Source organism: Agrobacterium larrymoorei, assembly GCF_030819275.1.
GTDB classification, from domain to species: domain Bacteria; phylum Pseudomonadota; class Alphaproteobacteria; order Rhizobiales; family Rhizobiaceae; genus Agrobacterium; species Agrobacterium larrymoorei_B.
This window is the reverse complement of the sequence record NZ_JAUTBL010000002.1, coordinates 1588554-1615025: the sequence shown is the minus strand read 5'-3', so window position 1 is coordinate 1615025 and position 26472 is coordinate 1588554. Positions and strand designations below refer to the sequence as shown.

22 protein-coding genes and 1 pseudogene are annotated in these 26472 nt (G+C 57.4%); 12 read left to right on the top strand and 11 right to left on the bottom strand.

Annotated features, from left to right (window positions below; genetic code table 11):
* Positions 1 to 263: 263 nt before the first annotated feature.
* The 7 genes and pseudogenes from coaD (at position 264) to QE408_RS16485 (ending at position 7239) form a co-directional block, all read left to right on the top strand.
* The gene (gene coaD, locus QE408_RS16515; RefSeq protein WP_306933049.1) at positions 264 to 758 is read left to right on the top strand and encodes a pantetheine-phosphate adenylyltransferase; all 495 of its coding nucleotides are present in this window, start codon (positions 264 to 266) and stop codon (positions 756 to 758) included.
* A gap of 28 nt (positions 759 to 786) precedes the next feature.
* Positions 787 to 1356, top strand: coding sequence for a peptidylprolyl isomerase (locus QE408_RS16510; protein WP_306933047.1), 570 nt, complete (start codon positions 787 to 789; stop codon positions 1354 to 1356).
* Between the two features lie 64 nt (positions 1357 to 1420).
* Positions 1421 to 1930, top strand: a complete 510-nt coding sequence (locus tag QE408_RS16505) for a peptidylprolyl isomerase (protein ID WP_296018550.1) — start codon at positions 1421 to 1423, stop codon at positions 1928 to 1930.
* A gap of 249 nt (positions 1931 to 2179) precedes the next feature.
* Positions 2180 to 3262, top strand: a complete 1083-nt coding sequence (gene queA, locus QE408_RS16500) for a tRNA preQ1(34) S-adenosylmethionine ribosyltransferase-isomerase QueA (RefSeq protein ID WP_306933044.1) — start codon at positions 2180 to 2182, stop codon at positions 3260 to 3262.
* Positions 3262 to 4392 carry a tRNA guanosine(34) transglycosylase Tgt gene (tgt, locus tag QE408_RS16495; protein ID WP_306933042.1) on the top strand — a complete coding sequence of 377 codons (1131 nt, stop codon included), beginning with the start codon at positions 3262 to 3264 and terminating at the stop codon, positions 4390 to 4392. Before queA ends, tgt begins: the two co-directional genes overlap by 1 nt.
* A gap of 21 nt (positions 4393 to 4413) precedes the next feature.
* Positions 4414 to 5569, top strand: a pseudogene (locus QE408_RS16490) (aminodeoxychorismate synthase component I).
* A gap of 182 nt (positions 5570 to 5751) precedes the next feature.
* On the top strand, positions 5752 to 7239 hold the full coding sequence (locus tag QE408_RS16485) for an esterase-like activity of phytase family protein (RefSeq protein WP_306933040.1): 1488 nt from the start codon (positions 5752 to 5754) through the stop codon (positions 7237 to 7239).
* Positions 7240 to 7299: 60 nt separating this feature from the next.
* Here QE408_RS16485 and QE408_RS16480 read toward each other — a convergent pair whose 3' ends face one another.
* Together QE408_RS16480 and recG are read right to left on the bottom strand one after the other, a co-directional pair.
* Positions 7300 to 7566, bottom strand: coding sequence for a hypothetical protein (locus QE408_RS16480; protein ID WP_306933037.1), 267 nt, complete (start codon positions 7564 to 7566; stop codon positions 7300 to 7302).
* 5 nt (positions 7567 to 7571) lie between these two features.
* Positions 7572 to 9677: an ATP-dependent DNA helicase RecG gene (recG, locus tag QE408_RS16475; protein WP_306933036.1), complete on the bottom strand. Its 2106-nt coding sequence runs from the start codon at positions 9675 to 9677 to the stop codon at positions 7572 to 7574.
* A gap of 190 nt (positions 9678 to 9867) precedes the next feature.
* On the opposite strand from recG, the gene QE408_RS16470 reads away from it, so the two are divergent.
* The 3 genes from QE408_RS16470 (at position 9868) to QE408_RS16460 (ending at position 14133) form a co-directional block, all read left to right on the top strand.
* Positions 9868 to 10179 (top strand): FAD assembly factor SdhE, encoded by a 312-nt coding sequence (locus QE408_RS16470; protein WP_306933034.1) that lies wholly within the window; start codon positions 9868 to 9870, stop codon positions 10177 to 10179.
* 3 nt (positions 10180 to 10182) lie between these two features.
* Positions 10183 to 13692: a transcription-repair coupling factor gene (gene mfd / locus QE408_RS16465; RefSeq protein ID WP_306933032.1), complete on the top strand. Its 3510-nt coding sequence runs from the start codon at positions 10183 to 10185 to the stop codon at positions 13690 to 13692.
* A 120-nt stretch (positions 13693 to 13812) separates the two neighbouring features.
* Positions 13813 to 14133 (top strand): hypothetical protein, encoded by a 321-nt coding sequence (locus QE408_RS16460; RefSeq protein WP_062427406.1) that lies wholly within the window; start codon positions 13813 to 13815, stop codon positions 14131 to 14133.
* A gap of 70 nt (positions 14134 to 14203) precedes the next feature.
* On the opposite strand, the gene QE408_RS16455 is transcribed toward QE408_RS16460, so the two are convergent.
* The 3 genes from QE408_RS16455 to QE408_RS16445 form a co-directional block, all read right to left on the bottom strand.
* Entirely contained in the window at positions 14204 to 15148 is a 945-nt protein-coding gene (locus QE408_RS16455) for a DMT family transporter (protein ID WP_306933029.1), read from the bottom strand.
* A 75-nt stretch (positions 15149 to 15223) separates the two neighbouring features.
* The gene (locus tag QE408_RS16450; protein WP_306933027.1) at positions 15224 to 15895 is read right to left on the bottom strand and encodes a DsbA family oxidoreductase; all 672 of its coding nucleotides are present in this window, start codon (positions 15893 to 15895) and stop codon (positions 15224 to 15226) included.
* A gap of 110 nt (positions 15896 to 16005) precedes the next feature.
* A complete protein-coding gene (locus tag QE408_RS16445) occupies positions 16006 to 17832 on the bottom strand; it encodes an extracellular solute-binding protein (protein WP_306933024.1) in 1827 nt (608 codons plus the stop codon).
* Positions 17833 to 18150: 318 nt separating this feature from the next.
* Here QE408_RS16445 and QE408_RS16440 point away from each other — a divergent pair, with 318 nt between their 5' ends.
* Positions 18151 to 18798: an invasion associated locus B family protein gene (locus QE408_RS16440; protein WP_306933022.1), complete on the top strand. Its 648-nt coding sequence runs from the start codon at positions 18151 to 18153 to the stop codon at positions 18796 to 18798.
* A gap of 180 nt (positions 18799 to 18978) precedes the next feature.
* On the opposite strand, the gene hspQ is transcribed toward QE408_RS16440, so the two are convergent.
* From hspQ to QE408_RS16420, 4 genes are all read right to left on the bottom strand, one after another.
* Positions 18979 to 19308, bottom strand: a complete 330-nt coding sequence (gene hspQ / locus QE408_RS16435) for a heat shock protein HspQ (RefSeq protein WP_062427401.1) — start codon at positions 19306 to 19308, stop codon at positions 18979 to 18981.
* 75 nt (positions 19309 to 19383) lie between these two features.
* Complete coding sequence (locus QE408_RS16430; protein ID WP_306933019.1) at positions 19384 to 20295, bottom strand: DMT family transporter; 912 nt, start codon at positions 20293 to 20295, stop codon at positions 19384 to 19386.
* Between the two features lie 166 nt (positions 20296 to 20461).
* On the bottom strand, positions 20462 to 21871 hold the full coding sequence (glnA, locus tag QE408_RS16425) for a type I glutamate--ammonia ligase (protein ID WP_306933016.1): 1410 nt from the start codon (positions 21869 to 21871) through the stop codon (positions 20462 to 20464).
* Positions 21872 to 21936: 65 nt separating this feature from the next.
* Positions 21937 to 22275, bottom strand: a complete 339-nt coding sequence (locus QE408_RS16420; protein ID WP_007753933.1) for a P-II family nitrogen regulator — start codon at positions 22273 to 22275, stop codon at positions 21937 to 21939.
* Positions 22276 to 22624: 349 nt separating this feature from the next.
* On the opposite strand from QE408_RS16420, the gene QE408_RS16415 reads away from it, so the two are divergent.
* Positions 22625 to 24139, top strand: a complete 1515-nt coding sequence (locus QE408_RS16415; protein WP_306933014.1) for an NAD(P)H-hydrate dehydratase — start codon at positions 22625 to 22627, stop codon at positions 24137 to 24139.
* 25 nt (positions 24140 to 24164) lie between these two features.
* On the opposite strand, the gene QE408_RS16410 is transcribed toward QE408_RS16415, so the two are convergent.
* Both QE408_RS16410 and QE408_RS16405 read right to left on the bottom strand, forming a co-directional pair.
* Positions 24165 to 24919 (bottom strand): IS5 family transposase gene (locus tag QE408_RS16410; RefSeq protein WP_306933012.1). Its coding sequence is split into 2 segments (ribosomal slippage): positions 24165 to 24589 and positions 24589 to 24919, totalling 756 coding nucleotides; the frame shifts between segments, so codons are not numbered across the junction.
* Between the two features lie 76 nt (positions 24920 to 24995).
* Complete coding sequence (locus tag QE408_RS16405) at positions 24996 to 26048, bottom strand: LacI family transcriptional regulator (RefSeq protein ID WP_306933010.1); 1053 nt, start codon at positions 26046 to 26048, stop codon at positions 24996 to 24998.
* Positions 26049 to 26472 lie beyond the last annotated feature (424 nt).

Genomic DNA, 26472 nt, shown 5'->3' with positions numbered 1-26472 from the left:
CCGATGCGTTATCGATGGTCCATGTTATAGAGCATCGCTTTGAAGCTGCGCTGAATGCTGTATTCATCCGCTATTCACATGAGGTTTAAACGCTTCAAAGCTTGTTGCGACCTTCCCGATTCATCTACTCGCGTTTCACGCCCTGTTCTTGCCGCGCCTCGTTATCCTAAAGCCGCTGGATACTTTGCTGGGCATGCTTTGGTCTTGCAGATGCGATGCCGACGTGACAAAAGGCCGACAAAGACGGAAGTATCGAGAGCGGTATGACGATTGCCTTTTATCCTGGATCTTTCGATCCGATGACCAACGGACATCTGGATGTTCTCATCCAGTCGTTGAACGTCGCGTCGACCGTGATCGTCGCCATTGGCGTTCATCCGGGCAAGGTGCCGATGTTCAGCTTTGAAGAGCGTGCCGATCTGATCCGTCAATCCTTGAGCGACGTCCTGCCTGCTGCGAAAGACCGGCTGAAGGTCGTCTCTTTTGGCAACCTCGTTGTCGATGCTGCCAGGGAACATGGTGCCAGCCTTCTTGTTCGAGGCCTGAGAGATGGCACCGACCTCGATTATGAAATGCAGATGGCCGGTATGAACCGTCAGATGGCGCCCGATATTCAGACGGTGTTCTTACCCGCTGGAACTGCGTCGCGGCCCATTACCGCCACATTGGTCCGTCAGATCGCAGCCATGGGCGGCAATGTCGAGGCCTTTGTGCCCAAAGCCGTGCTTGAAGCCCTTAACACAAAGCTGAAACGTTAGTTTCGGCGCACAGGTGGAGCCCATTCGAATGAAATTGCTGAAGTTTGCCTTTGCAGGCGCCATGTTCGTCAGCGCGATTGCCGCAAGCACGATTGCGTCCGCTGCCGATCTTCTGACCATTCAACTGAAAGACGGCCCGGTCGTCATTCAGCTTATGCCGGAGGTTGCGCCGAAGCATGTGGCGCAGATCGAGGCGCTGGCCAAAAAGGGTGCCTATGATGGCGTTGCCTTCCACCGCGTCATCAACGGCTTCATGGCGCAGACCGGCGACGTGCAGTACGGCAATATGAACAAAGGCTTCGATGCGCGCCGCGCAGGCACCGGCGGCTCCGACCTGCCGAATATCCCGGCCGAATTCTCGAAGGTTCCCTTCGAGCGTGGCACCGTCGGCATGGCGCGATCCCAAAATCCCAATTCCGCGAATTCGCAGTTCTTCATCATGTTCGACCAGGGACCTTTCCTGAACGGCCAATATACCGTGGTCGGCAAGGTGATCTCTGGCATGGAATATGTCGACAAGATCAAGCGTGGCGCCGGTGGAAACGGCGAAGTCTCCGATCCTGACCGGATGGTCAAGGTAACGGTGACGAAGAAGTAACGTCGCTAAGACCACGTCAACGGGCGTTCTGCCCTCTAGCCCAACCCTAGCAAGGAGAGATATCATGGCCGAGATCAAGGATCCGGAAAACACCCTCATCATGGAAACGACCACCGGTAAGGTTGTTATCCAGCTTCTGCCGGAGGTCGCTCCTGGCCATGTTGCCCGCATCAAGGAACTGGTTTCCGAGCAGGCCTATGACGGCGTGGTCTTCCACCGCGTCATCGCCGATTTCATGGCGCAGACCGGTGACGTGAAGTTCGGCAAGAAGGGTTCTGCCGATTTCAACCCGGCGCGTGCCGGCATGGGCGGCTCCGAGAAGCCGGACCTGAAGGCTGAATTTTCCGCCATTCCGCATGTTCGCGGCACCTGCTCCATGGCGCGTTCGCAGAGCCCGAATTCCGCCAACTCACAGTTCTTCATCTGCTTTACGGATTCTCCTTGGCTGAATAAGCAGTACACGGTCTGGGGTCAGGTCATCGAGGGTATGGAAGCCATCGACAAGATCAAGAAGGGCGAGCCTGTGAAGGACCCCGATTCTATCGTATCGATCCGTCTGGCGTCCGCTGCCTGACGAACATGATGTCTCCCGCTTTGCTGGGAAGCAGGGCGGGTGGACGTTTTGCCTATCGCGCTTTATTTCCTCTTCGCGTCATCCTCGGGGCAAGCCCCTGGATGATGTCGAGTGGGGAGGTAGCGCTTTTGCGACCAAAGACCCGCCGGCAGTTGGCTGCGAGGCGGGTTTTGATATTCTGAGTGTTTCGCTTGCCTGTTTGTTGAAGAAGGCGAAGCGACAATAGACGGATTTCATAAGAGCCTTTGAATGCGTGTTGACCTGTTCGATTTCGATCTCCCCGAGGAGAATATTGCGCTGCGCCCGGCCAATCCGCGCGATAGCGCCCGCCTGCTCGTGGTGGACCCGAATACGGATCGGATGACGGATCATCAGGTCTTCGAGCTGCCGAGCTTTCTCAAGCCCGGTGACGCCTTGGTCTTCAATGATACGCGGGTCATTCCTGCCCAACTCGAAGGTGTGCGGTTGCGCGATGGCGCGCAGGAAACGCCGGTTTCGGCAACGCTTCACATGCGTGCCGATGTCAGCCGGTGGAAGGCGTTTGCGCGACCGGGTAAACGAATCAAGGCTGGCGATCGCATCCGCTTCGGCTATGAGCGCGACAACGCCTGCGGTCTCGCCTTTCTGGAAGCAGTGGTCGAGGAAAAGGGCGACGAGGGCGAAATCACGCTGCTCTTCGATGTATCCGGTCCTGTTCTGGATGAGGCGATCGCCTCCGTCGGCCATATCCCGCTGCCGCCCTACATCGCCGCGAAACGCGCCGAAGATGCGCAGGACCAGACAGATTACCAGACCATCTATGCCCGTGAAAAAGGCGCCGTTGCCGCACCGACTGCGGGTCTGCATTTCACCCCGGCACTCTTCGACGCGCTGGATAAGGCTGGGGTCGAGCGCCATTTCGTCACGCTGCATGTCGGGGCGGGGACGTTCTTGCCGGTCAAGGCGGACGATACCAATGATCACAAGATGCATCTCGAGATCGGCTACGTCTCGGACGAGACGGCTGAGAAGCTGAATGCGGTGAAGGCAAGGGGCGGGCGCATTGTCTGTGTCGGCACCACATCGCTGCGGCTGATCGAAAGCGCGGCGGGTGACGACGGGCTAATCCGTCCCTGGTCGGGCGCTACCGGTATCTTCATCACCCCGGGATACCGCTTCAAGGCGGTCGATATTCTGATGACCAATTTTCACCTGCCGAAATCCACGCTCTTCATGCTGGTTTCGGCCTTCTGCGGATTGGAGACGATGAGGGCTGCTTACGCCCATGCCATCGAAACCGGCTACCGCTTCTATTCCTATGGCGATTCCAGCCTGTTGTTCCGGAAAGTCTGATGCACGAGAACTTCACCTTCACCCTTAAAGCAACCAGCGGCGGCGCGCGTCTCGGCGAAGTGGCAATGCCGCGTGGTGTCATCCGCACGCCCGCCTTCATGCCTGTCGGCACGGTCGGCACGGTCAAGGCCATGTATCTGGATCAGGTGCGCGACCTAGGCGCCGATATCATTCTCGGCAATACTTACCACCTGATGCTGCGCCCGGGCCCGGAGCGCGTCGCGCGTCTCGGCGGCCTGCATGAGCTGATCCGCTGGCCGCATCCAATCCTGACCGACAGCGGCGGCTTCCAGGTGATGTCGCTCTCAGGTCTGCGCAAGCTGGATGAACAGGGCGTGACCTTCAAGAGCCATGTCGATGGCTCGTTGCATCATATGTCGCCGGAGCGCTCCATCGAGATCCAAGGGCTGCTCGATTCGGATATTCAGATGCAGCTCGACGAATGCGTTGCGCTTCCCGCCGAGCGCAAGGAAATCGAGCGTGCCATGGAAATGTCGTTGCGCTGGGCAGAACGCTGCCGTGTCGCTTTTGGCGAGCAGCCGGGCAAGGCGATGTTCGGTATCGTTCAGGGTGGCGACCAGCCGGATTTGCGCATCCGCTCTGCCGAAGGCCTCAAGCAGCTCGATCTCAAGGGTTATGCGGTTGGTGGTCTCGCTGTCGGCGAACCGCAGGATGTGATGCTTTCGATGCTGGACACGACGCTGCCGGTTTTGCCGACGGAAAAGCCGCGTTACCTGATGGGCGTCGGCACGCCGGACGACATTTTGAAGTCGGTGGCACGCGGCATCGACATGTTCGACTGCGTCATGCCAACCCGTTCGGGCCGTCACGGTCTCGCCTTCACCCGCCGGGGCAGGGTGAATATCCGCAATGCCCGCCACGCCGAAGACATGCGTCCGCTGGACGAGCAGTCCAATTGCCCGGCATCGCGCGATTACTCGCGTGCCTATCTGCACCACTTGGTGCGTTCCAATGAAGCGCTCGGCGGCATGCTTCTGTCCTGGCACAATCTCGCCTATTATCAGGAGTTGATGCAGGGGATTCGCAAATCGATCGAAGAAGGTCGCTTTTCGGATTTCTACGCGGAGACCATTGAAATGTGGGCGAAAGGCGATATCGATCCGGTGTGACAACCTTCATCGGATAGCTGAATGCTGAACGCGCCATACGTTCTTTTTCGTGACGATACGACCGGCACCGTGACGCTGTTTACGGAGCCGGAGGAGATCATCGTTGCGCATGAGGTGGACGCGTTCTTTCCCGCCCCTTGAACGGATGCAAGCGGCAAGGGCTGATTGTCGGTATTTAGCCGGCTACATGTCCTATGAGGCAGGATACCTCTTCGAGCCGAAGCTTGCCCCTCTTGCGGAGGGACAGCGACAGACGCCGCTCCTGTGTTTTGGCGTCTTCAAGTCGCCGAGCGGTGGCACCTCAGAAGTTTCCAAGCCATTGAATATCATGGCATCCGATGAATTTTTGAGTGATCTCAAACCTTCTTGGTCGTTCACTGAATACGAGCAGCAGTTCAATAGATTGCACCAGCATTTGCGCCAAGGAGATTGTTACCAAGCTAACCTTACCATGCCTGTCACCGGCCGGTGGCGTGGTGATCCACTTGCTGGTTTCTGGTCGTTGATCGATCGTCAGCCGGTAAAATATGGCGCACTGGTCGATCTCGGCGGACCTGTTGTTCTTTCGCGCTCTCCCGAACTCTTCTTTTCCGTCGATGCAGAAGGCTGGATCGAGACCCATCCGATGAAGGGCACCGTCAAACGCGGTTCGTCAGTGGAAGACGACGCGGCTCTCATGGCAGCCATGAGGAAGGATGAGAAGACGCTGGCCGAAAACCGCATGATCGTTGACCTGCTGCGCAATGATATCTCGCGGATCACGGAAGTCGGCACGCTGGATGTGCCGAAGTTGTTCGACATCGAGACCTATCCGACCGTTCACCAGATGGTCAGCCATGTGCGCGCTAAGCTTTCACCCGATATGGGCATTGCCGATATCTTCGCCGCACTTTTCCCTTGCGGTTCAGTGACGGGGGCGCCGAAAATGCGGGCGATGGAAATCCTTCATGATCTCGAGATCGGGCCGCGCGACGTTTATTGCGGTGCCATCGGGCTGATGTCTCCAAGTGGTGACATGCGATTTTCCGTGGCGATCCGTACGATCACTCTGTTTGAAGACGGACGAGCGACCTTCAATGTCGGTGGCGGGATCGTTTTCGATTCAACTGCGCAATCCGAATATGAAGAGTGTCTCCTCAAGGCGAAGTTTGCAGCTGGTGAGCGCAAACTCGCCTGAGCCGGCCAAAGGTTTGAAGCAGCGAACAAAGAGACACCATTGCCGTCATGCAAGTGTCATATCGTGCCCTTAGAGACTGTGAGCATTGGGTACACCCCGGCCTGGATTAAAACCATGACTTCCTGGGTCATGGGATTTGTCGGGAAGGCCGTCTTTCTTTGTTTTCTCAAGGATATCGTTTCATGACATCATTCCGCTCTGTCGCGTCCCGCCGGCTCGCTGCCGCCTTGGCGGCATCGATCTTCATCTTTCCTGTTGCTGCGCTGGCCGAAAGCACCGCTGCTGCAAACGGCGTTAGCTACGCCAACAAGGGTTTGGTCGCTGTCGGTCGGATCCCTGCCAGCCAGCGCGACAAGTTTGGCGAGACCTTCGGCTCTGGCTCCGGCATGGCTATCGATGTCACCAGTTGGAAGACGGAGGGCGATGGCTATCGCGGTTCTCTCTGGCTGTTGCCGGACCGTGGCTACAACGTCGAAGGCACGACGGATTACAATGCGCGCATCAACAAGATCGACGTAACGTTGATACCTGCAACGGGCGCGAGCCTGCCTGCTGACAAGCAGCAGTCCGGTGTGCAGGCGAGCCTTGCCGATACGGTGCTTTTGACCGATGAGCAGGGCAAGAACATGACTGGCCTCGATCCGGAGGCTGGCACGCGGCCTGCCACCGCGACAGCCCCAGTCCTGCCTTTCGCGTCTACGGGAAAGGTCTCTCTTGACGCTGAAGCCGTTGTACGTCTGGCCGATGGCTCTTTCCTGATCAGCGATGAATATGGCCCTTATATTTATCACTTCTCCGCAGAAGGTAAGATGATCTCGGCCACGCAGCCGCCGAAGGCGCTGCTGCCAATGCGCAAGGGTGAGATCAACTTCTCTTCCAACAATGTCGGCGAGGGTGGCAAGAAGCCAGATCCGAAGGATCCAGAAACCGGGCGTCAGAACAATCAGGGTCTGGAAGGCATGTCGCTGACCCCGGATGGCAAATACCTTATCGCCGTTCTGCAATCGGCGACCCGTCAGGATGGCGGAGATTCGTCATCCACCCGCGACCACACCCGCGCACTGGTCTATGACGCGAGCGACGTCGATCATCTGAAGCTCGTCCATGAATATGTCGTGCCGCTGCCGAAGTTCGAGGGCAAGGACAAGAAGCTCGTCGCGGCGCAGAGCGAGATCCTGGCTTTGTCGGACAAGGCATTCCTGATGCTGGCGCGTGACAGCAATAATGGTCAGGGTCTGAAGGGCGATACATCGGTCTACCGCAAAATAGAACTCGTCGATGTCTCCGGAGCCACGGACATTGCCGGTGGTGAGTTCGATGATGTAAAGCCGGTTGCACCAAAAGGTGTTCTGGACAGCGCGATCAAGCCAGCAGTTCTGCATGACTTCATCGATCTCAACGACGCCAAGGAGCTTGCTCGTTTCGGTCTGCACAATGGCGCGCCGAACGACAAGAACAACCTGTCGGAGAAGTGGGAGGCAATGTCGATTGCAAGCGTCCTCGACCCTACCTCACCGGACGACTATTTCCTCTTCGTTGCCAATGACAACGACTTCCTCACGCAGGACGGTTTCCAGGTGGGCAAACCTTACAAGGCGGAAGGTGGTGCCGATGTGGACACCATGTTCCAGGTGTTCCGCGTGACGCTGCCTGGCGTCGCCAAAAAATAAGCGATACCAATCTGTTTAGAGCCGTGCCGAAGACATTCGGCGCGGCTCTTTCTATCTGGCTTAGTCGTCGTCGATGTCTTCGAACTCCTGAGTGCCGGAGGTGGTGGAATGGAAGACGGGAACGAAGAGCCGCATATAGACGAGCCTGACGCTCCAGCCCTGTTCCACAGCCTCTGCCCACGCCTTTTTTCGCCCCGGCTTCTTGAAGCCCTTGGCAATCGCCTTTTTCTCGCTCTTTGCGAAGGTCTTCGGTTGCAGAATGTTTTCCGGCGAACAGAGGGCAAAACCCTTCTGGAAAGCCGGGGGCGGATTGGGTGTCATTGTCATGTCTATCAGCCTGCGTGGAGGAAGCGGATCGCTTCGTCCCTGCGATGGAGGTAAAGCAGGGTTCTCAGGTTCTTGCCGCGCTCGCTCACGAGCTCGGCGTCTTTTTCGATCATATAGGCGGCGTCCTTGCGGGCGATTTCCAGCAGGTCGGCATGGGCCTCGAGGCTGGCTATGCGAAAGCCGGGCGTGCCGGATTGACGGGTGCCGAGGAGTTCGCCTTCACCGCGCAGCTTCAGGTCCTCTTCGGCAATCAGGAAGCCGTCTTCGCTGTCGCGGAGGATGGAAAGCCGTGCCTTGCCGTTTTCGCTGAGCGGACCCTTATAAAGCAGGATGCAGGTGGAGGCTTCGTCGCCACGGCCGACACGACCGCGCAACTGGTGAAGCTGGGCCAGGCCGAAACGTTCGGCATGTTCGATCACCATGATTGTGGCGTCCGGTACATCGACGCCGACCTCAACGACAGTCGTAGCGACCAGCAAGCGGGTTTCGCCGCTCTTGAAGGCCAGCATCGCGGCATCCTTTTCGGGGCCGCTCATCCGTCCGTGGATCAGGCCGATATTGGCGCGCAGAGACTGCGACAGCACCGCATGCCGCTCCTCTGCTGACATCAAGTCGGACTCCTCCGACTCCTCGACCAGCGGGCAGATCCAATACGCCTTTTTGCCCTCCGCCAACGCACTGCGCAGCCGGTCGACGATGTCGCCGATCCGCTCACTGGGAATGGTCACGGTCTGGATCGGCTTACGGCCAGCGGGCTTTTCCGTCAGCTTGGAGACATCCATATCGCCGAAGGCGGCGAGAACAAGCGTTCGCGGGATGGGCGTTGCCGTCATGACCAGCATATGCGGCGTGATGCCCTTGGCGGTGAGGCGCAGCCGCTGATGCACGCCGAAGCGATGCTGTTCATCCACGACGGCCAGAACGAGATTCTTATAGGAGACGCTGTCCTGAAACAGAGCATGCGTGCCGATGACAATCTGTGCTTCGCCGGAAGCGATCCGCTCCTCAATCTCGCGGCGCTCCTTACCCTTGGTTCTGCCGGTCAGAACCTCGCAGGAAATGCCCGCAGCGGCGGCATATTTCGAGATTGTCGCGAAGTGCTGGCGCGCCAGAATTTCGGTCGGCGCCATCAGCACGGCCTGTCCACCGGCTTCCACAGCCGTTGCCATCGCCATCAGCGCCACCAGGGTTTTGCCTGCACCGACATCGCCCTGAAGCAGCCGGAGCATGCGGTCTTCCCCTGCCATATCGGTCAGAATGTCTTTCACCGCGGCGCTCTGGCTGGCGGTCAGCGAGAAGGGCAGGCTTGCGAGAATACGCGCCGCGAAATCGCCCTTGGCGCGGATGGGCTGACCAGCGACTTTGCGCAGTCTTTGTCGAACGAGCGCTAGCGAAAGCTGTCCGGCCAGGAACTCGTCATAGGCAAGCCTGCGGCGGGCAGGGGCTTGCGGATCGATATCGGCGCCGTCGCGTGGATCGTGCAACTCGCGGAAGGCATCGGCCACATGCGGGAAGCTCTGGCGCGTCGCAAGCGTCTCGTCGATCCATTCGGGAAAGACCGGAAGGCGCTGAAGCGCGGTATCGATGGACCGCTTCAAAATCTTGGGCGAGAGGCCCGCTGTCATGGGATAGACCGCTTCGACCAGCGGCAGGTTATCGGCCTCCGAGACCTTCACCATGAAGTCCGGATGAACCATGGAAGCGCGGCCGTTGAACCAATCGATCTTGCCGCTGACCATCACCTCTTCATCGATGGGAAGGGCTTTTGACAGCCAGTCGCCGCGCGCACGGAAAAAGGTGAGCGCCAGTTCCCCGGTCTCGTCATGCAGGAAGACGCGATAGGGTGCAGAGCGATTGCCGGGCGGCGAGGGCTGGTGCCGGTCGATGCGTCCCTGAATGGTGACAATGGCGCCCTGCGGCGCAAGCGCGATGCCCGGACGGTTGCGCCGGTCGATGATATTGGACGGCGCATGAAACAGAAGATCGATGACCCGTGTGTCTTCCGCATTCTCCCGGCCCAAAAGTTTCGCCAACAGATCGGCAAGCTTCGGCCCGACGCCGGCAAGCGAAGAGACTGTGGCAAAGAGGGGATCGAGTATGGCGGGGCGCATGGGCTGCAAAATCGGGGAAGGCGGGGGCCATTGCAAGAGTGGCAGGCGAATAAACCGCGTTTATCACCGGCAGTTTTTATGCCCCGTGCCGCATATTTGCACAAATAGCGGTTCCCAAGCGTTCCTGTCCTGTTCTATAGGAGAACGAAAATCAACAATTTGTTGAATTTCCAACAAACAGGTGACTGCGATGACTGGACTGGTGCGCACGAGTGCCGACCTCGAACCGAGACGTCGGCGGATTCTCTATCGTTGCTGGCACCGCGGCATTCGCGAGATGGATCTGGTGCTTGGCCAGTTTGCCGAGGACAATATCGGTGACCTTTCGGAAGCGGAACTCGATGAGCTGGAAGTGATCATGGCCGAGGAGGATAACGACCTCGTCAAGATGGTGACGGGTGCTCTGCCGATCCCTGAAAAATTCCAGACGCCTCTCTTCATGAAAATCGCCTCCTATCGCCCGGATTTCGATCCGGTCACCTCCGAGACAACGAAAGCCTGATTGATGATCGCCGGGATTGATGTGAAGCTGGTGGCATCGGCCGATACGCCGCTGACCATTGGAAATGTGCCGTCCGGAATGGAGGCGCTTCTCCTGGCGGATATGGCGCGCAGCGGAACATCCGTCGCCTATGTCATGTCGGATGGACAGCGCGTCGCCGATCTGGAGCAGATTCTGGGGTTTGTTGCTCCGGATATTCCGGTGCTCACATTGCCCGCATGGGACTGCCTGCCTTACGATCGCGTGTCACCGAGTGCCGACACCTCGGCGCGCCGACTGGCTGCACTTTCGGGCCTTATCCAGCATCAGAAGAAGCCGCATCCGGCGATCGTTCTCGTCACGGTCAACGCCATGCTGCAAAAGATGGCGCCGCGCGACGTCATCGAAAGCCTCGCCTTCTCTGCCAAGCCCGGCAACCAGATCCGCATGGACGACATTGCTGCTCGGCTGGAGCGCAACGGTTTCGATCGTGTTGCGACGGTTCGCGAGGTCGGCGAATTCGCTGTGCGAGGCGGTATTCTCGATGTCTTCGTTCCCGGCACGGAAGAGCCGGTGCGTCTCGATTTCTTCGGCGATACGCTAGAGAGCATCCGCACCTTCGATCCCGCCAGCCAGCGTACCATCGGCCAGGCTCGCTCGCTTGATCTCAACCCGATGAGTGAAGTGACGCTGACGCCTGATACGATCAGCCGCTTCCGCAAGAATTATCTGTCGCTCTTCGGTGCCGCCACGCGCGATGATTCACTCTATCAGGCCGTGTCCGAGGGTCGGCGTTATGCCGGCATGGAGCACTGGCTGCCGCTTTTTTACGAGAAGCTGGAAACCGCTTTCGATTATCTGCAGGGCTTCCGCATCGTCACCGATCACACCGCCCGCGAGGCGGCTGTCGAGCGCTCCAAGCTCGTGCATGATTACTTCGAGGCGCGGCGCAATTCCGGCCAGACCAAGGGTGCCACGCAAGGCGCTCCCTACAAGCCGGTTTCACCCAGCCAGCTCTATCTCGGCGGCAAGAGCTTCGATGAGGCGCTGAATTCGGTCAACGCGGTGCGTCTGACGCCCTTCAACGAGCAGGATTCCAACGACAGGCCCGTTGCGACACTCGACGCGCATGTCGGCCCGCGGTGGGCAAAGCCTCCTGCGGAGGGTGGCAGCGAAGACCGCGTCAATGTCTTCGATCTGGCGGTCAAGCACATTGCCGAGCGTCGCTCCAAGGGCTGGAAGGTTTTGATCACCGGTTGGTCGGAAGGCTCTCTGGATCGTCTGCTACAGGTTTTGAACGAGCACGGGCTTGAAAAAATCAAGCCGATCTCGGCATTGAAGGAGATCGAAAAGCTCGGCAAGGGCGAGGCGGCGTCGGCGGTTCTCAGCCTTGAAGCCGGTTTTGAGACGAGCTTCGGCACGAGCAATCTCGCTGTTATCGGCGAGCAGGATATTCTCGGCGATCGTATGGTGCGCCGGTCCAAGCGCCGCAAGCGCGGTGCCGACTTCATTTCGGAAGTGGCGGGACTGGATGAAGGCTCGCTCGTCGTTCACGCCGAGCATGGTATCGGCCGGTTCGTTGGGCTTCGCACCATTGAGGCCGCGGGCGCGCCGCGTGATTGTCTGGAACTGCATTACGCAGACGATGCCAAGCTGTTTCTGCCAGTCGAAAACATCGATCTTCTGTCCCGCTATGGATCGGATGCGGCGGAAGCCCAGCTCGACAAGCTTGGCGGTGGCGCATGGCAGATGCGCAAGGCGAAGCTCAAGAAGCGCCTTCTCGATATGGCTGGCGATCTTATCCGGATTGCTGCCGCTCGTCTCGTGCGCCAGGCTCCGGTGTTGACGGCCCCCGATGGCCTCTATGACGAGTTCGCCGCACGCTTCCCGTATGATGAAACCGAAGATCAGATGAATGCCATCGACTCGATCCGGGATGATCTTGGCGCTGGTCGTCCGATGGACCGTCTGATCTGCGGTGACGTGGGCTTCGGCAAAACGGAAGTGGCGCTGCGCGCGGCTTTCCTTGCGGCCATGAATGGCGTGCAGGTGGCTGTCGTCGTGCCGACAACGCTTCTGGCGCGTCAGCATTTCCGCACCTTCTCCGAACGCTTCCGCGGGCTTCCGATCCGTGTGCAGCAGGCGTCACGCCTTGTCGGCGCCAAGGAGCTTAATCTCGTCAAAAAGGAAGTGGCGGAAGGCAAGACCGATATCGTCGTCGGCACGCATGCGTTGCTGGGGCAGGGGATCACCTTTGCCAATCTCGGCCTTCTGATCATCGATGAAGAGCAGCATTTCGGCGTCAAGCACAAGGAGCGGCTGAAGGAGTTGAAGAGCGACGTTCACGTTCTGACACTGTCGGCGACGCCAATCCCGCGCACCCTGCAACTGGCGATGACCGGTGTGCGCGAGCTGTCGTTGATCACGACGCCGCCGGTCGACCGTATGGCCGTGCGCACCTTCATTTCGCCCTTCGATCCGCTTGTCATCCGCGAAACGCTGATGCGCGAGCATTATCGCGGCGGCCAGAGCTTCTATGTCTGCCCGCGTCTGGCCGATCTCGCCGACATTCACGCCTTCCTGCAATCGGATGTGCCGGAACTGAAGGTTGCTGTTGTCCATGGCCAGATGCCGGCCGGCGAGCTGGAAGACATCATGAATGCCTTCTATGACGGCAAATATGATGTCCTGCTTTCAACGACCATCGTTGAATCCGGCCTCGATGTACCGACCGCCAATACGCTGATCGTGCATCGCGCGGACATGTTTGGTCTTGCACAGCTTTATCAGTTGCGAGGTCGTGTCGGTCGCTCCAAGGTTCGCGCCTTCGCGCTCTTCACGCTGCCGGTCAACAAGGTGCTGACGACCATGGCCGAGCGTCGACTGAAGGTGCTTCAGTCGCTCGACACGCTCGGCGCCGGTTTCCAGCTTGCCAGTCATGACCTCGACATTCGCGGTGCCGGCAATCTGCTCGGCGAGGAGCAATCCGGCCACATCAAGGAAGTCGGTTTCGAGCTTTACCAGCAGATGCTGGAAGAGGCGGTTGCCGAGGTCAAGGGCGAGGACGACGTCATCGATACCGGCTGGTCGCCGCAAATCTCCGTCGGCACGTCCGTGATGATACCGGAAAGCTATGTGCCTGATCTCCACCTGCGCATGGGGCTTTACCGTCGCCTTGGCGAGTTGACCGATCTTAACGAGATCGACGGTTTCGGCGCAGAGATGATCGACCGCTTCGGTCCGCTGCCGAAGGAAGTGCAGCACCTGTTGAAAATCGTCTACGTCAAGTCGCTCTGCCGTACCGCCAACGTCGAGAAGCTCGATGCCGGTCCGAAGGGTGTTGTCGTGCAGTTCCGCAACAAGGAGTTTCCGAACCCTGCGGCACTTGTCGGCTACATCGCCAAGCAGGGCTCCATGGCGAAGATCAGGCCTGACCACAGCGTCTTCCTTACCCGTGATCTGCCGACGCCTGAAAAGCGCTTGGCCGGCGCGGCGATGATTATGACCCAGCTTGCGGAACTGGCAAAATCTTGATGCCGACAGGATTTCTTACAAGGAATTAATCAAACGGACATGTAGCGGTAGTCTTCCGGGGCGTAGTCTCTTCTTCATCAGCACAGGACGATGTGCTGAACCATTTTAAGGAGCAGGACTATGTGGACATTGAAGAATAGATTTGTCACCGCTGGTCTGGTTGCTTTGACAATTGCGGGCACCACAATTGCCACCACCAGCCAAGCTGAAGCACGCAACAATTTCGGCCGCGGCCTTGCCGCCGGTATTGCTGGTACACTCGTCGGCGGCGCACTGCTGTCTGCTGCGCATGACAGGCCGGTTTATGGCACGCCTGTTTACGCCGAACCAACCTATTACGGACCGCCCCCTGTCGTTTACGAGCCCGTTTATCCCCGTTGCCATGTTGCATGGCGTCAGGACGGATTTGGCGACATGTATCGCGTCCGTGTCTGCGATTGATGTGAGCTGATATTGTAAGACTAAAACGATAAAGCTTTTTAATAGAGTATTTTTAAACGGGGCGGGCCGATTATCGGTCCGCCTCCGTTCTTTCATCCGGCAGCATAACGGCCGTTACATTCTGATCCGATGCGGCAACAGAGTTTGGCAGTGGCACGTTCCGCTGCTTTTCGCGCATCAACGTCAGCAGGCCGGACCCCACGATGAGTGCTATCCCGACGAGCATCCAACCGTCTACTCTGTCTCCGAAGATCAGGTATCCGAAGAGGATGGCCCAGAGCATCTGGCTATACTGCGTCGGGCCGATCACGGCAGCAGGGGCGTGTTGCGCGGCGTACATAATGAGGACATTGGCAAGCGCCGCCAGCAGCCCGTAACCCGCCAGCATCAGCCATTGTTCGGCGTTCGGAAGGGTGAAGGAGGGGATCATCAACACGCCGCAGACTGCAAGACAGCCAAGAACGCCCGCGCCATAGAGCGAGATGTTCTTTTCTCTTGGTCCGATCGCGCGGAAGATGACGATGGAGATCGCTCCGCCCATGCCGCCGATGATTGCCCCGAGATGACCGATGGAGAGTTCGCGGAAGCCTGGTCTGAGAATGATGAGGACGCCGGCAAAGCCGATGATGACCGCCGACCAGCGCTTGATGCCGACCTGCTCCTTCAGAAAGATCACCGACATGATGGTGACGAAGGACGGAAGCAAGAAGATCAGGGCGAAGGCTTCCGCCATGGCAAGATGGGTGAACGCGACAACGCTTCCGATGGTGCTGGCACCGGTGGCGAAGAAGCGCAAGAGCCAAAGAGACCGGTTGGTCGTGCGGACGATATCCGTCCAGGCATCGTTGCGCTTACGGATAAAGGGCAGCGCCAGCAGCCCAAAGAAGGCTCCGAAGAAGCCCGACTCGACGGGCGGCAATTGCCCGTCGATGAGCTTGACGCTTGCATCACTGAAAGCATAGGCCGCGAAGGCGGCAAAGGCGAGCAATATGCCCTTCAACCTGCTGTCTGGCACGAAATCACCGCTGGATTATTGGGTCGAAGATAGCAGCGGCGACGAAGCGTTACTCACGCCATTTCGGCACTGCGATCAGTTCATTGCCCTTTGCTCTTCTGCTTTCATTTTGGCAATATCCCGCAGTGCATTAATTAGAACGTCTGGCGTTTGTGCGCCACTGACGGCATATTTCTGATCGAGAATAAAGAAGGGGACGCCAGAAACGCCCATTTGCTGCGCTGCGTCAATTTCGGCCTTGATCGTATCCTTGTCCGCATCCGAAGCCAGCAGACGGCGAACGAGTTCTCTGTCCATCCCGGCTTCACCTGCTATGTCGATCAGCACAGCGTGGTCGCCGATATTGCGGCCTTCCTCGAAGTTGGCCTTGAACAAGGCCGTTACGATTCTGTCCTGAAGGGCGCGGTCCTCGGCATGGGCCCAGAGCGAAAGCCGGTGCGCATCAAGCGTGTTCGGACCGATTTTGATCGCGTCGAAATCATAGGCAATGCCGACTTCACGACCCAGTTCGGTCAGCATCTTATGGGCCTGCTCGACGCGATCCTTGCCGCCTAGCTTCTTTTCCAGCTCGACCTTCTGATCGACGCCTTCGGGTGGATAATCCGGGTTCAACTGGTATGGGCGCCAGTTGATGTCGACGCTCACCTCGTCCTGGACCTCAGCCAAGGCCAGATCGAGACGTGCCTTCCCGAGATAGCACCAGGGACACACCATGTCCGAGACGATGTCGATGACAATGCGTTGCATGGTGTTGTTCCTTCCTGTGCTTGAATAGACGCCTCATCTAGATAGTCCTTGCTTGCGGCACAAGGCGTTACCAAAAGGGAACCGTCGCGGATGGAGCGGCGCCGCTGTTTTTACTGCGCGCGCGCATCCCACCATGTCTGCTTCTGGTTTCCGGTCAGCGGTGTCTTCTCCGGCCGGTCGATATATTTCCAGCGGGCAACCCATTGTGCGCCGATATAGTAGAGCGGAATCACATAATGGCCGGCCGTCAGAAGGCGATCGTAGGCGCGCACGGCAACCTCGAAATCTTCCGTCTCACGCGCTTGCAGCAAAGCCTCGATCATCCGATCGACATCCGGATCCGCAACGCCGGCATAATTGAAGCTGCCATTGGCGTTCTTGGAGACCGAGCCCCAGCGATTGATCTGTTCGGCACCCGGCGACAAGGACGAGGGGAAGGAGCGGATGATCATATCATAATCGAAGCTGTTGGAGCGGGACTGGTACTGTCCATCATCCACGGAACGGATCGCCATATCGACGCCGATCAACTTCAAAGACCGCTGATAGGCAAGCGCGATACGCTCCTGTGCCGGGTTCTGCGTCATGATCTCGAAGCTTAGAGGCTTGCCGTCCTTGTCGCCCATCTTGCCATTCTTGATGGTGAAGCCCGCCTCTCCGAGCTTGGCGACGGCTTTCTTCAGGACGGTGCGATCTGCGCCCGTTCCGTCGGTCGTCGGCATTTCGTAGGTGCCTGCCAGGATTTCCGGCGGCAGACGCTTTGCGGCGTCGCCGAGCAACGCCAGTTCCTTTTCGTTGGCCGGGTTGCCATAGGCACCGAGCTTGGAGTTCTGCCAGAAGCTTTGGGTTCGCTTGAAGGCACCACCTAGGATGTTTCGATTCATCCACTCGAAATCGAGCACGTAGGATAGTCCCTCGCGCACCTTCTCGTCGGCGAAGATCGGGCGGCGGGTGTTGAAAACCAGACCGAACATGCCCGATGGAAGACCGGGTTCGAAGACATCCTTGACGATATCGCCGCGCTGAACCGCCGGGAAGTTATAGGCCTGGCCCCAGTGCGAGGTGTCGGACGTACCGTTGATCGCATCGCCTTCCGGATAAATGTCGATATCGCCCTTCTTGAAGGCTTCGAACATCGTCGTCACCTGCAGGAAATATGTGACGCTGATTTCATCGTAATTATCGAAGCCGACCTTGGAAGGAATGTCCTTTCCCCAATAATTCTTATCCCTTTCCCAGACGATCTGTTCGCCCGGGCGCAAGGATTTGATTTTGTAGGGACCGGAGCCGATCACCGGTCCCAGCCCTGCCTGCTCGAAGGTCTTGGCATCGATGGCGTGGGCCGGGAGGATCGGCGTGGAGGACGCCAATATGAGCGGCGTCTCGCGATTGGCTTTTTCATTGAAGGTGAAGCGAACGCTACGCTCGCCCACCTTTTCCATCTTGGCCACGCCATTCAGGCGGCTGTCGAATGGCGGGCGACCTTTTTCTTTCAAAAGATTGAAGCTGAAGATCACATCTTCCGGCGTGACAGGCTTGCCATCCTGCCAGTGGGCCTTCGGATTAAGATTGAATTGGATATAGGTGCGGTCATCGTCCCACTCGGCGCTTTCCGCCAAAAGACCATAAAGCGTGAACGGCTCGTCATGGGAGCGCTGCATCAGCGGCTCATAAAGAAGATTTCCGAATTCCGGGTCCCAAACGCCGCGCGCGGTGGTGCGCATTCCTTTGAGAACGAAGGGATTGAGGGCATCGAAAGTGCCGACGACACCATAGGAAACGCGGCCACCTTTCTTTACGTCCGGGTTCACATAAGGAAGATTTTTAAAGTCCGCAGGCAGGGCGGGTTTACCGTGCATCGAAATGCCGTGAAGCGGTTCAGCCATCGCCATGCCGGAGAAAAGAAGGGCGGGAATGAGCGCCAAAAGGCTTCGCATGTCACTATCCTGTCGCATTCGGGCTTTTGATTCCGAGGTCGCGGGACCTGAACTCAAATCGCCTGTCTTGTTTGATTCCCGCGCAAATGTATCACGGCGGATAGCGGCATCCGATCACGGAAATCTTGTCGGACACAAGGAAAAAGTAAAAGAAATGCTGGATATCAGGTCGAACGGGATGTAACAGGAGTCCCGAAACACTCGGGTCACGCATTTGCCTCATTTAAACGACAGTGGAACGGGCAGACGGATACCGGCGATGTTGAGCGGCGCTCACATGAAGCGCTGCTTCGCATAAATTCAGGAGACGGAACTCTTATGATGCAAACTGCAAACACATTCACCCGGGCGGCCCTGTCTGCTCTCGTTCTTTCTCTGGGCGCCGTGTCTGCACCGGCTGTTTCTCAGGCTCAGCAGGCTGCCGCCCCGGCAGGCGCTCCGCCGCTCGGCTGGTTCAAGACCTGCAGCAAGCAGGAAGACAATGATGTTTGCGTTGTGCAGAATATCGTTCTTGCCCAGAACGGCCAGATGATTACCGCCGTTGGCCTCATCAGCGTTGAAGGCAAGGTCAACCGCAAAATCCTTCAGGTCTCCGTTCCGACTGCACGTCTTCTGCCTCCGGGCGTCGTCATGCAGATCGATGGCGGCAAGGGCCAGAAGCTCGATTACGCCGTTTGCCTTCCCGATAAGTGCACGGCTGAAGTCCAGCTGACGGATGCAATGATTGCAAGCCTGAAGAAGGGCAATGAAGTCGTCTTCACCTCGATCAACTTCCGTCGTGCGCCAAATCCGATCAAGATTGCACTGAACGGCTTCACCGGTGCTTATGACGGCCAGCCGATCAGCCAGTCTCAGCTTGCCGAAAGCCAGCGTTCGCTGCAGGAAGGTATGCAGAAGAAGGCTGAAGAAGCTCGCAAGAAGCTGGAAGCAGCACAGGAAGCTGCTAAGGCCAAGCCTGCGAACTAATCGGTCTGCAGAGACCAAAAAAGAACCGGCTTCGTTTGAGGCCGGTTTTTTCATGTCTAAAGCGTGTCGCTATCTTTCAGATTCGCTCACACGCTTTAGGTCTTTGTTTTATCGCATGTCTTTATCGCAAACCCGCTACACACTTTTGCGCGCATGCTTTAGGTTTTGGAACTTGCTGGCTTAGTGTGTCATGGCCGATTTTGGCCTCAGCTCACCATCGGGCGTCGTATCGAATATCCGAGTGATATTCGGGTTGCGCAAAGGCTGTTCGCTCTCGTCATGCACAAGATTCTGCTCCGAGACGTAAGCGACATACTCAGTCTCATCGTTTTCCGCCAGCAGATGGTAGAACGGCTGGTCGCGGTCGGGGCGTATCTCAGCCGGGATTGCGTTCCACCATTCCTCGGTATTCGCGTATTCGGGATCAACGTCGAATATCACACCGCGGAACGGAAACACCTTGTGGCGAACGACTTCGCCGATGGTAAATTTTGCGTTTCGTTGTTTCATGGCATGTCATCCTTTCCCCATACAATTTGGGGTATTATGCGGAAATATCAAGATGTAGCGGTCTCAAGCGCCCAATCAGCGGATTTTTCCCAAAGGTGCCGTTGCGAGGACCACGCCTCCTGTCACAAGTACAATGCCTACCGCATGATATGGTTCGAATGTCTCGCCAAGAAACAGCACGGCCATGACAATGGATACCGGTGGCATCATGTAGAGAGTGATGCCAGCTGTCACCGGTCCGAAGACGCGAACCGTATGCGTGAAGCAGTAGAAAGCCGCAATCGACGCAAAGAGAATGATGCCACCGATCTTTGCCCAGGCCATTGGCGTAGAGGGTAAAAGGCCGCCGCTAAGAAGTTCCAAGCCGGCAAGTGGCGCCAGAACAAGAGCGCCGGAAAAGGCGATCGTGCCGAAGAGGCTCAGAGATGCAAGATTGCGCGCCGCGGGATCGCGAAGGAGCACAGAGTATATCGCAAAGGCGATGGCCCCGCTCAAGATCGCGAGATCGCCAATGTTGAAATTCAACGCCCAGAGCTGTGAGATATCTCCCTTCAGCACGATCTCTGCGACGCCGGCAAAGGCAATGAGCATGCCTATAAGCTCCAGCCGCCTGATTGGCCGACCCTGGAAGATACGCTGAAAGATGATGATAAAGAGTGACGATGTCGTGTAAATCAGCGTGCCGTTTGCAGCTGAGGTTTTCGTCAGGCCCCAATAGACGACGCCACCACAGACCGCCATGCCGAGCGCGCCCAGCACAAACCAGAGCTTTGTCTTCTTTCGGACGAAGGTCACGCAGGCGCGCCAGTCGCCCAGAATGAAGGGCATCACGAAGATGGTGGAGAGGGACCAGCGCAGAAAGGCGGCGATAAAGGGCGAGACGTCGCCGCTGATGCCGCGCCCGAATATCACATTGCTGGAGAAGAAGAAGGGAACGGCCAGAAAGATCAGCCAGTCACGAAGGCGAGGGGACGGGGCGGAACTCATGGGCATTTCCATTTTCGTATTTCGTCAGAGGGACCTTGCCCATCTATTGCTTGAAAAGAGAAAGGCGCCCCGCAGGGCGCCTCTATCCGTCGAATGGTCTTGTGATCCCATCCATGTCGGCGCGGGGCATGGAAAAGGCGCTCCGAAGAGCGCCTCACGCAAACCTTTAAGCCGAATAGTACATGTCGAACTCGACTGGATGCGGAGTCATTTCGAAACGCATGACTTCCTGCATCTTCAGTTCGATGAAGGCATCGATCTGGTCGTCGTCGAACACGCCGCCAGCGGTCAGGAACTTGCGGTCCTTGTCGAGGCTTTCGAGCGCTTCGCGCAGACTTCCGCAGACCGTTGGGATCTTCTTCAGTTCCTTTGGCGGCAGGTCGTAGAGATCCTTGTCCATCGGCTTGCCGGGATGGATCTTGTTCTTGATGCCGTCAAGGCCCGCCATCAGCATGGCAGCGAAGCCGAGATAGGGGTTCTGCGTCGGGTCCGGGAAGCGGACTTCGACGCGCTTTGCCTTCGGGTTGGAGCCGAACGGAATGCGGCAGGATGCCGAGCGGTTGCGCGCAGAGTATGCCAGCAGAACAGGTGCTTCGTAGCCTGGGACCAGACGCTTGTAGGAGTTGGTCGTCGGGTTGGTGAAGGCGTTGATCGCCTTGGCATGCTTGATGATGCCGCCGATGTAATAGAGGCAGGTCTCGGAGAGGCCAGCATATTCATCGCCTGCGAAGGTTGGCTTGCCGCCCTTCCAGATGGACTGGTGAACGTGCATGCCCGAGCCGTTGTCGCCATAGATCGGCTTCGGCATGAAGGTTGCCGTCTTGCCGTAAGCGTTCGCAACCTGGTGAACCACATACTTGTAGATCTGCATCTTGTCGGCGCTGGAGACCAGGGTGTCAAACTTGACGCCGAGTTCGTGCTGCGCGGATGCCACTTCGTGGTGATGCTTTTCAACAACCACACCCATTTCACCAAGAACCGTCAGCATTTCGGAACGCATGTCCTGGAGGCTGTCGACCGGCGGTACGGGGAAATAGCCACCCTTTACGCGCGGCCGGTGGCCGAGGTTGCCGGTCTCGTAGTCGGTGTCGTCGTTGGACGGCAACTCGGAGGAATCGAGCTTGAAACCGGTGTTGTAGGGATCGGCCTTGTACTTCACGTCGTCGAAGACAAAGAATTCTGGCTCCGGGCCAACGAAAACCGTATCGCCGATGCCCGACGCCTTGAGGTAGGCTTCCGCCTTCTTGGCGGTGCCGCGCGGGTCACGGTTGTAGGATTCGCCGGAGATCGGATCCAGAATATCGCAGATGATCACCATCGTGGACTGCGCGAAGAACGGGTCCATGTGAACGGTGCCAGGGTCCGGCATCAGCACCATGTCGGATTCGTTGATGGCTTTCCATCCACCGATGGAGGAGCCGTCGAACATGACGCCGTCAGCGAACATGTCCTCGTCCACACAGGCCACGTCCATGGTGACGTGCTGCAGCTTGCCCTTCGGGTCTGTAAAGCGCAGGTCGACGAATTTTACATCGTTGTCCTTGATCTGCTTCAAGATATCATTGGCGGTGGTCATAGCAATTTTCCTTGAGTGGTAATGTTCAACCCGGTGAAGCATGAGCCTTTTTCGGCTCATTTTTTTTAAATGGCGTCCACACCCGTTTCACCCGTACGAATACGGATAACTTCTTCCACATTCGAGACGAAAATCTTTCCGTCGCCGATGCGCCCTGTCTGAGCGGCATTGCGAATCGCTTCGATCACAGCATCCGCATTTTCATCTGCAAGCACCACTTCGACCTTCACCTTCGGCAGAAAGTCGACGACATATTCTGCGCCGCGATAAAGTTCAGTATGGCCTTTTTGACGACCAAAGCCCTTGGCTTCCGTAACCGTTATTCCCTGAAGACCGACTTCCTGAAGGGCTTCCTTCACTTCGTCGAGCTTAAAAGGCTTAATGATCGCTTCGATCTTTTTCATGAGAAAATATCTCTCCGCTTCTCCCGTTAAAGCGGTCTTTCCGCTCCACCACAAGAATGCACGTATCGTGCCAGATCGGAAGCCAGTTTGAATAAAAAATCTGCGAAAATTGACGATGAAGTGGACGATTTCGCGCGGTTTGAGCGTGTTCAGCCTGCAAAATGTTTCCCTGTTGAGCCAAATATGGCAAAATTCTTCGAAAGCGGCCACAATTACAACCTGTTAGCTTACCGACTTCGGGCATTTTTAATTGCATAAAAAATGATCATTTGATTGATTTTTAGCCTTTCTTTCTTGCCTCAAAAAGCGCCGGTTGCGTTTCGCGATATTTTCCGATGAGGTACTCATCATGAGTCAGTCAATTCGCCGTCTTCTTGTCGATCCGGTCTCAATGAGCCGCATAGATGCCGCAGCGGAAGCCAGCGGGCTTTCCATCCTCTCGCTCATGGAACGGGCCGGGCAGGCCGTTGCTGCCTGCGCGTTGCGGCATTATCCACAGGCGCATCGGTACGCTGTTCTTTGTGGAACCGGCAACAATGGCGGCGACGGGTTCGTTGCCGCCCGCGCTCTTCGGGAGGCGGGTGCGGAAGTTGCGGTCTTCGTGTTTGGCGACGCGGTCAAGCTCAAGGGTGCAGCAAGGCAGGCCTATGATGCCTTGCTGGATGACCAAGAGAATGCAGGCTATCAACCGCTTGCTGCTTTCACGCCGCAAGACGGCGACGTGGTGATCGACGGGATTTTCGGGGCGGGCCTATCGCGTGATGTTCCGCCAGAGGTTGCCGAGGTCATTGGTATTGTGGAGCGGGCGGGGACGCCTGTCGTCGCGATCGATCTGCCATCAGGGCTCTGTGGTCGCCGGGGCGTCGCTCTCGGGGCGGCCTTCAAGGCGACGCATACTGTGACCTTTGTGGCGAAGAAGCCAGGGCATGTTCTGATGCCGGGGCGCGAACTTTGCGGCGCATTGGAGGTTTTCGACATTGGCATTCCTCAGCGGATCGTTGAGGCGCATACAGGTCGCCTCTGGGAAAACTCCGCTGATCTCTGGGAGCGCTGTCTCGTTCTCGATGATGTGGAGACACACAAATTCAAACGCGGTCATCTCACCGTCTTTTCAGGTCCATCCCACGCAACCGGCGCAGCGCGGATGACGGCCCTGTCCGGCTTGCGCGCGGGTGCCGGTATCGTGACGATCGCAGCACCACAGGAAGCGATCGCGGTTCTATCGGCAACGCTCACTGCGATCATGGTGACGCCCGTTGAGGATCAACATGCGCTGGCCACATGGGCTGACGATCAACGTCATGGCACTTATGTTCTTGGTCCGGGTTTCGGCGATCTGAAGAAGGCCAGAGAGTTCGTATCGCTTCTCAAGGATCGCGCCCTGGTGCTGGATGCCGATGGTATCACCGCCTTCAAAGATGACAGGGACAAACTCTTCTCGCTCTTCGCCAGCGACGCGCCGCGCATTTTGACGCCGCATGAGGGAGAGTTTGCACGACTTTTCCCGGACGTTCATGCGGATAACACACTGAGCAAGATCGAAAAGGCGCAGGCCGCTGCCAAATGCAGCAATGCCGTCATCGTCTACAAGGGAGCCGATACAGTCATTGCGGCGCCTGATGGCCGTGCTAGCGTCAACACCAACGCACCGTCGTCGCTGGCAACGGCGGGCTCTGGCGATGTGCTGGCAGGTATCTGCGGTGCGCTTCTCGCACAGCAGGTGCCGGCATTCGAGGCTGCCGCCGCCGCGGTGTGGTTGCACGGGCAGATTGCGCAGGGCCGCGGGCCGGGGTTGATCGCCGAGGATTTGGCATCGGCTGTCCGCCCATTCGCCGCGTTTCAAACGAAGGCTAAAGCGCGCTAGAAATGAGATGCCTTAGGCTCCAGACTCAATTGATCCACCATGTGACGATCGCTGCAATGTAGCACGTTGCCTCGAAGTTTATCATGAGCTTGTCGTATCGCGTCGCGACACGTCTCCAGTCCTTGAGACGGCAGAATGTCCGCTCGATTATATTCCGTCTTCGGTAGGCGACCGGGTCGAACGGTCTGATCCTCTTTCGGGTTGGATTGTTTGGGATGACTGGTTGCGTGCCGCGTGCCCTCAGGAAGCTGCGTAAGGCGTCGCTGTCGTAAGCCGTATCTGCGGCGCACAGACGTGTCGGAGGCAGGGGATCAAGGAGCGGGATGGCAATGGGTGCATCACCACGTTGCCCAGGCGTTATTCGCAACGCGACTGGACGGCCACAACCATCGACAACAGCATGGACTTTTGTCGATCTGCCGCCTCTCGATCGACCAATTGCTTCGGCATCCGCCCCCCTTTTCCACCAGCGGCAGAACGGTGTGCCTTTGCGGTGGTGCTATCGATCATATGGATGTCGCGATCGGTCATTTGCACCAGAGACTCAAACAGTCGCCGCCATATCCCTTTTGCAGACCAGCGATGGAAGCGATTATAGATCGTTGTCGAAGGCCCGTAGCAGGATGGACAATCCTGCCAGCGGCAACCGGATCGCAAGACGTGGATGATGCCGCTGATAACCCGGCGATCGTCAGTACGATGAGCGCCGGGTTGGTTGGTCGGAAGCAGCGGCGAAATCACTGCCCACTGTTCGTCATCAAGCCAAAATTCGCCCGCCATGGTCAAACACTCCTGCTTCTACAGGTAGTGAATCATAGATAGCCAATTTCATCAACAATTTGATTGGGTTTCGACCCTAGAGCTTGGGCGTATGGCTCGACCAGACGGGCTTGCTGATCGTATGAAGCTCTGCGGTCGGCCTGCCTTCAATGCGAGCGAGCACGGCCCGTGCAAGTTCGCGACCCGCCAGCTTGATATCCTCGTTCATCGTGTGGATTTCCGGTCGAAGCCAGTTGAGGAAGTCGGCGGATTGTTTCGACACGATATCCACATCCGTACCGATCTTCTTGCCACTCGCTTCGATCCCGGCCACGATCGCGATCGTCGAACTGCCGCTGATCGACACGATGCCGTCCGGCACATCGGTGCCGCTCATCAACCGTGCGGTTTCCTGCTTCAGCTCTTCCAGCGGCGTGTCGTTGTTGATGTTGGGCAGGGCGAATTCACTCAGGCCAAAGTCTTTGAGGCCGCGCTCAAACCCGCGACGGGCAAAGTCATGATAGGAAAACTGGCTTTGCGGAAGCAGCACCGCCACGCGTTTTCGACCACACTGGGCCAAGCGCTTCATCGCCTCATAGACATAGGCTTCGTTGTCGAAGTCGTGAAAAGGGTGATCGATCCCCATGCTGCTGCGGCCATGGGTGGCGAAGGGCATGTTTCGCTCGGTCATCAACCGCACGCGCGGATCTTCCGGGCGCACCTTGGAAATGATGACGCCATCTGCCGACCCCGTTTCCAGAATGTAACGGATAGGGGTCATCGTATCCTTGGCATGGGTGTGTGGCGTCACCACCAGATGGTAGGGTGTGTTGGTCAAAACCTCGGTGATGCCGAAGACCATCTGCGAGGTAAAACCCATCAATTCCTCATCGACGCTGAGGACGAGCGCGATGACATTTGTCTTGCCCGTGCGAAGACGCACACCCGCACGGTTCGGCTGATAACCGATCTGCTGCGCGACACGCCGCACGCGCTCCTTGGTGTCCGCACCGATGTCCGGCGCGTCCTTCAAGGCTCTTGAGACTGTTGTGATGCCGAGACCGGTCATATAGGCGATGGTCTTCAGCGTCGGACGTTCGTTGGATGAAAGGGCTTGGCCGCTTGCTTCGATATCTGTGCTGTCGTTCATATGCCGCCACCTTCCTTTACCGGACAGTCATCGTAGTGCGGATTTATCCCATTGCAAAGCTTAAGGTGTCGCAGCGGATTGTGCTCGTGAGCGAGTGCGACTGAAACGATGTAGATTAGACACGACCGGGTGAGTGTTTACTCTTCTTTTAAATGCACCAACGCCCCGTTCCGATGGCGGGAGACAAACGAATCCTGTTTAGAGATATCATTAAAAATCTACTATAGTGGATTGAAATTAAATACATATGAGAACGTATTGTATAAAGGCTTTGTGTGAGTATTCCCTGATGTTTGTCGAGCGCTTTTTTCATGGGTGACGGTTATAATTTTTTACGATAACGTTTCCGCCCGGAGGAATTCCCGATCTGATTTTTCATGGCTGCGGAAGAGGCTGGGACTTGCTTTAACCGCATTGCAGATAG

Bases quoted from the DNA above. Each gene is read 5' to 3' on its own strand.
- QE408_RS16405 (WP_306933010.1), bottom strand. From the start codon at position 26,048: ATGAACGACAGCACAGATATCGAAGCAAGCGGCCAAGCCCTTTCATCC.
- recG (WP_306933036.1), bottom strand. From the start codon at position 9,677: ATGCGCCCCGCCATACTCGATCCCCTCTTTGCCACAGTCTCTTCGCTT.
- glnA (WP_306933016.1), bottom strand. From the start codon at position 21,871: ATGACCACCGCCAATGATATCTTGAAGCAGATCAAGGACAACGATGTA.
- QE408_RS16415 (WP_306933014.1), top strand. From the start codon at position 22,625: ATGAGTCAGTCAATTCGCCGTCTTCTTGTCGATCCGGTCTCAATGAGC.
- queA (WP_306933044.1), top strand. From the start codon at position 2,180: ATGCGTGTTGACCTGTTCGATTTCGATCTCCCCGAGGAGAATATTGCG.
- QE408_RS16510 (WP_306933047.1), top strand. From the start codon at position 787: ATGAAATTGCTGAAGTTTGCCTTTGCAGGCGCCATGTTCGTCAGCGCG.
- QE408_RS16470 (WP_306933034.1), top strand. From the start codon at position 9,868: ATGACTGGACTGGTGCGCACGAGTGCCGACCTCGAACCGAGACGTCGG.
- tgt (WP_306933042.1), top strand. From the start codon at position 3,262: ATGCACGAGAACTTCACCTTCACCCTTAAAGCAACCAGCGGCGGCGCG.
- coaD (WP_306933049.1), top strand. From the start codon at position 264: ATGACGATTGCCTTTTATCCTGGATCTTTCGATCCGATGACCAACGGA.
- QE408_RS16485 (WP_306933040.1), top strand. From the start codon at position 5,752: ATGACATCATTCCGCTCTGTCGCGTCCCGCCGGCTCGCTGCCGCCTTG.
- QE408_RS16505 (WP_296018550.1), top strand. From the start codon at position 1,421: ATGGCCGAGATCAAGGATCCGGAAAACACCCTCATCATGGAAACGACC.
- QE408_RS16450 (WP_306933027.1), bottom strand. From the start codon at position 15,895: ATGCAACGCATTGTCATCGACATCGTCTCGGACATGGTGTGTCCCTGG.
- QE408_RS16430 (WP_306933019.1), bottom strand. From the start codon at position 20,295: ATGAGTTCCGCCCCGTCCCCTCGCCTTCGTGACTGGCTGATCTTTCTG.
- mfd (WP_306933032.1), top strand. From the start codon at position 10,183: ATGATCGCCGGGATTGATGTGAAGCTGGTGGCATCGGCCGATACGCCG.
- hspQ (WP_062427401.1), bottom strand. From the start codon at position 19,308: ATGAAACAACGAAACGCAAAATTTACCATCGGCGAAGTCGTTCGCCAC.
- QE408_RS16440 (WP_306933022.1), top strand. From the start codon at position 18,151: ATGATGCAAACTGCAAACACATTCACCCGGGCGGCCCTGTCTGCTCTC.
- QE408_RS16445 (WP_306933024.1), bottom strand. From the start codon at position 17,832: ATGCGAAGCCTTTTGGCGCTCATTCCCGCCCTTCTTTTCTCCGGCATG.
- QE408_RS16460 (WP_062427406.1), top strand. From the start codon at position 13,813: ATGTGGACATTGAAGAATAGATTTGTCACCGCTGGTCTGGTTGCTTTG.
- QE408_RS16480 (WP_306933037.1), bottom strand. From the start codon at position 7,566: ATGACAATGACACCCAATCCGCCCCCGGCTTTCCAGAAGGGTTTTGCC.
- QE408_RS16420 (WP_007753933.1), bottom strand. From the start codon at position 22,275: ATGAAAAAGATCGAAGCGATCATTAAGCCTTTTAAGCTCGACGAAGTG.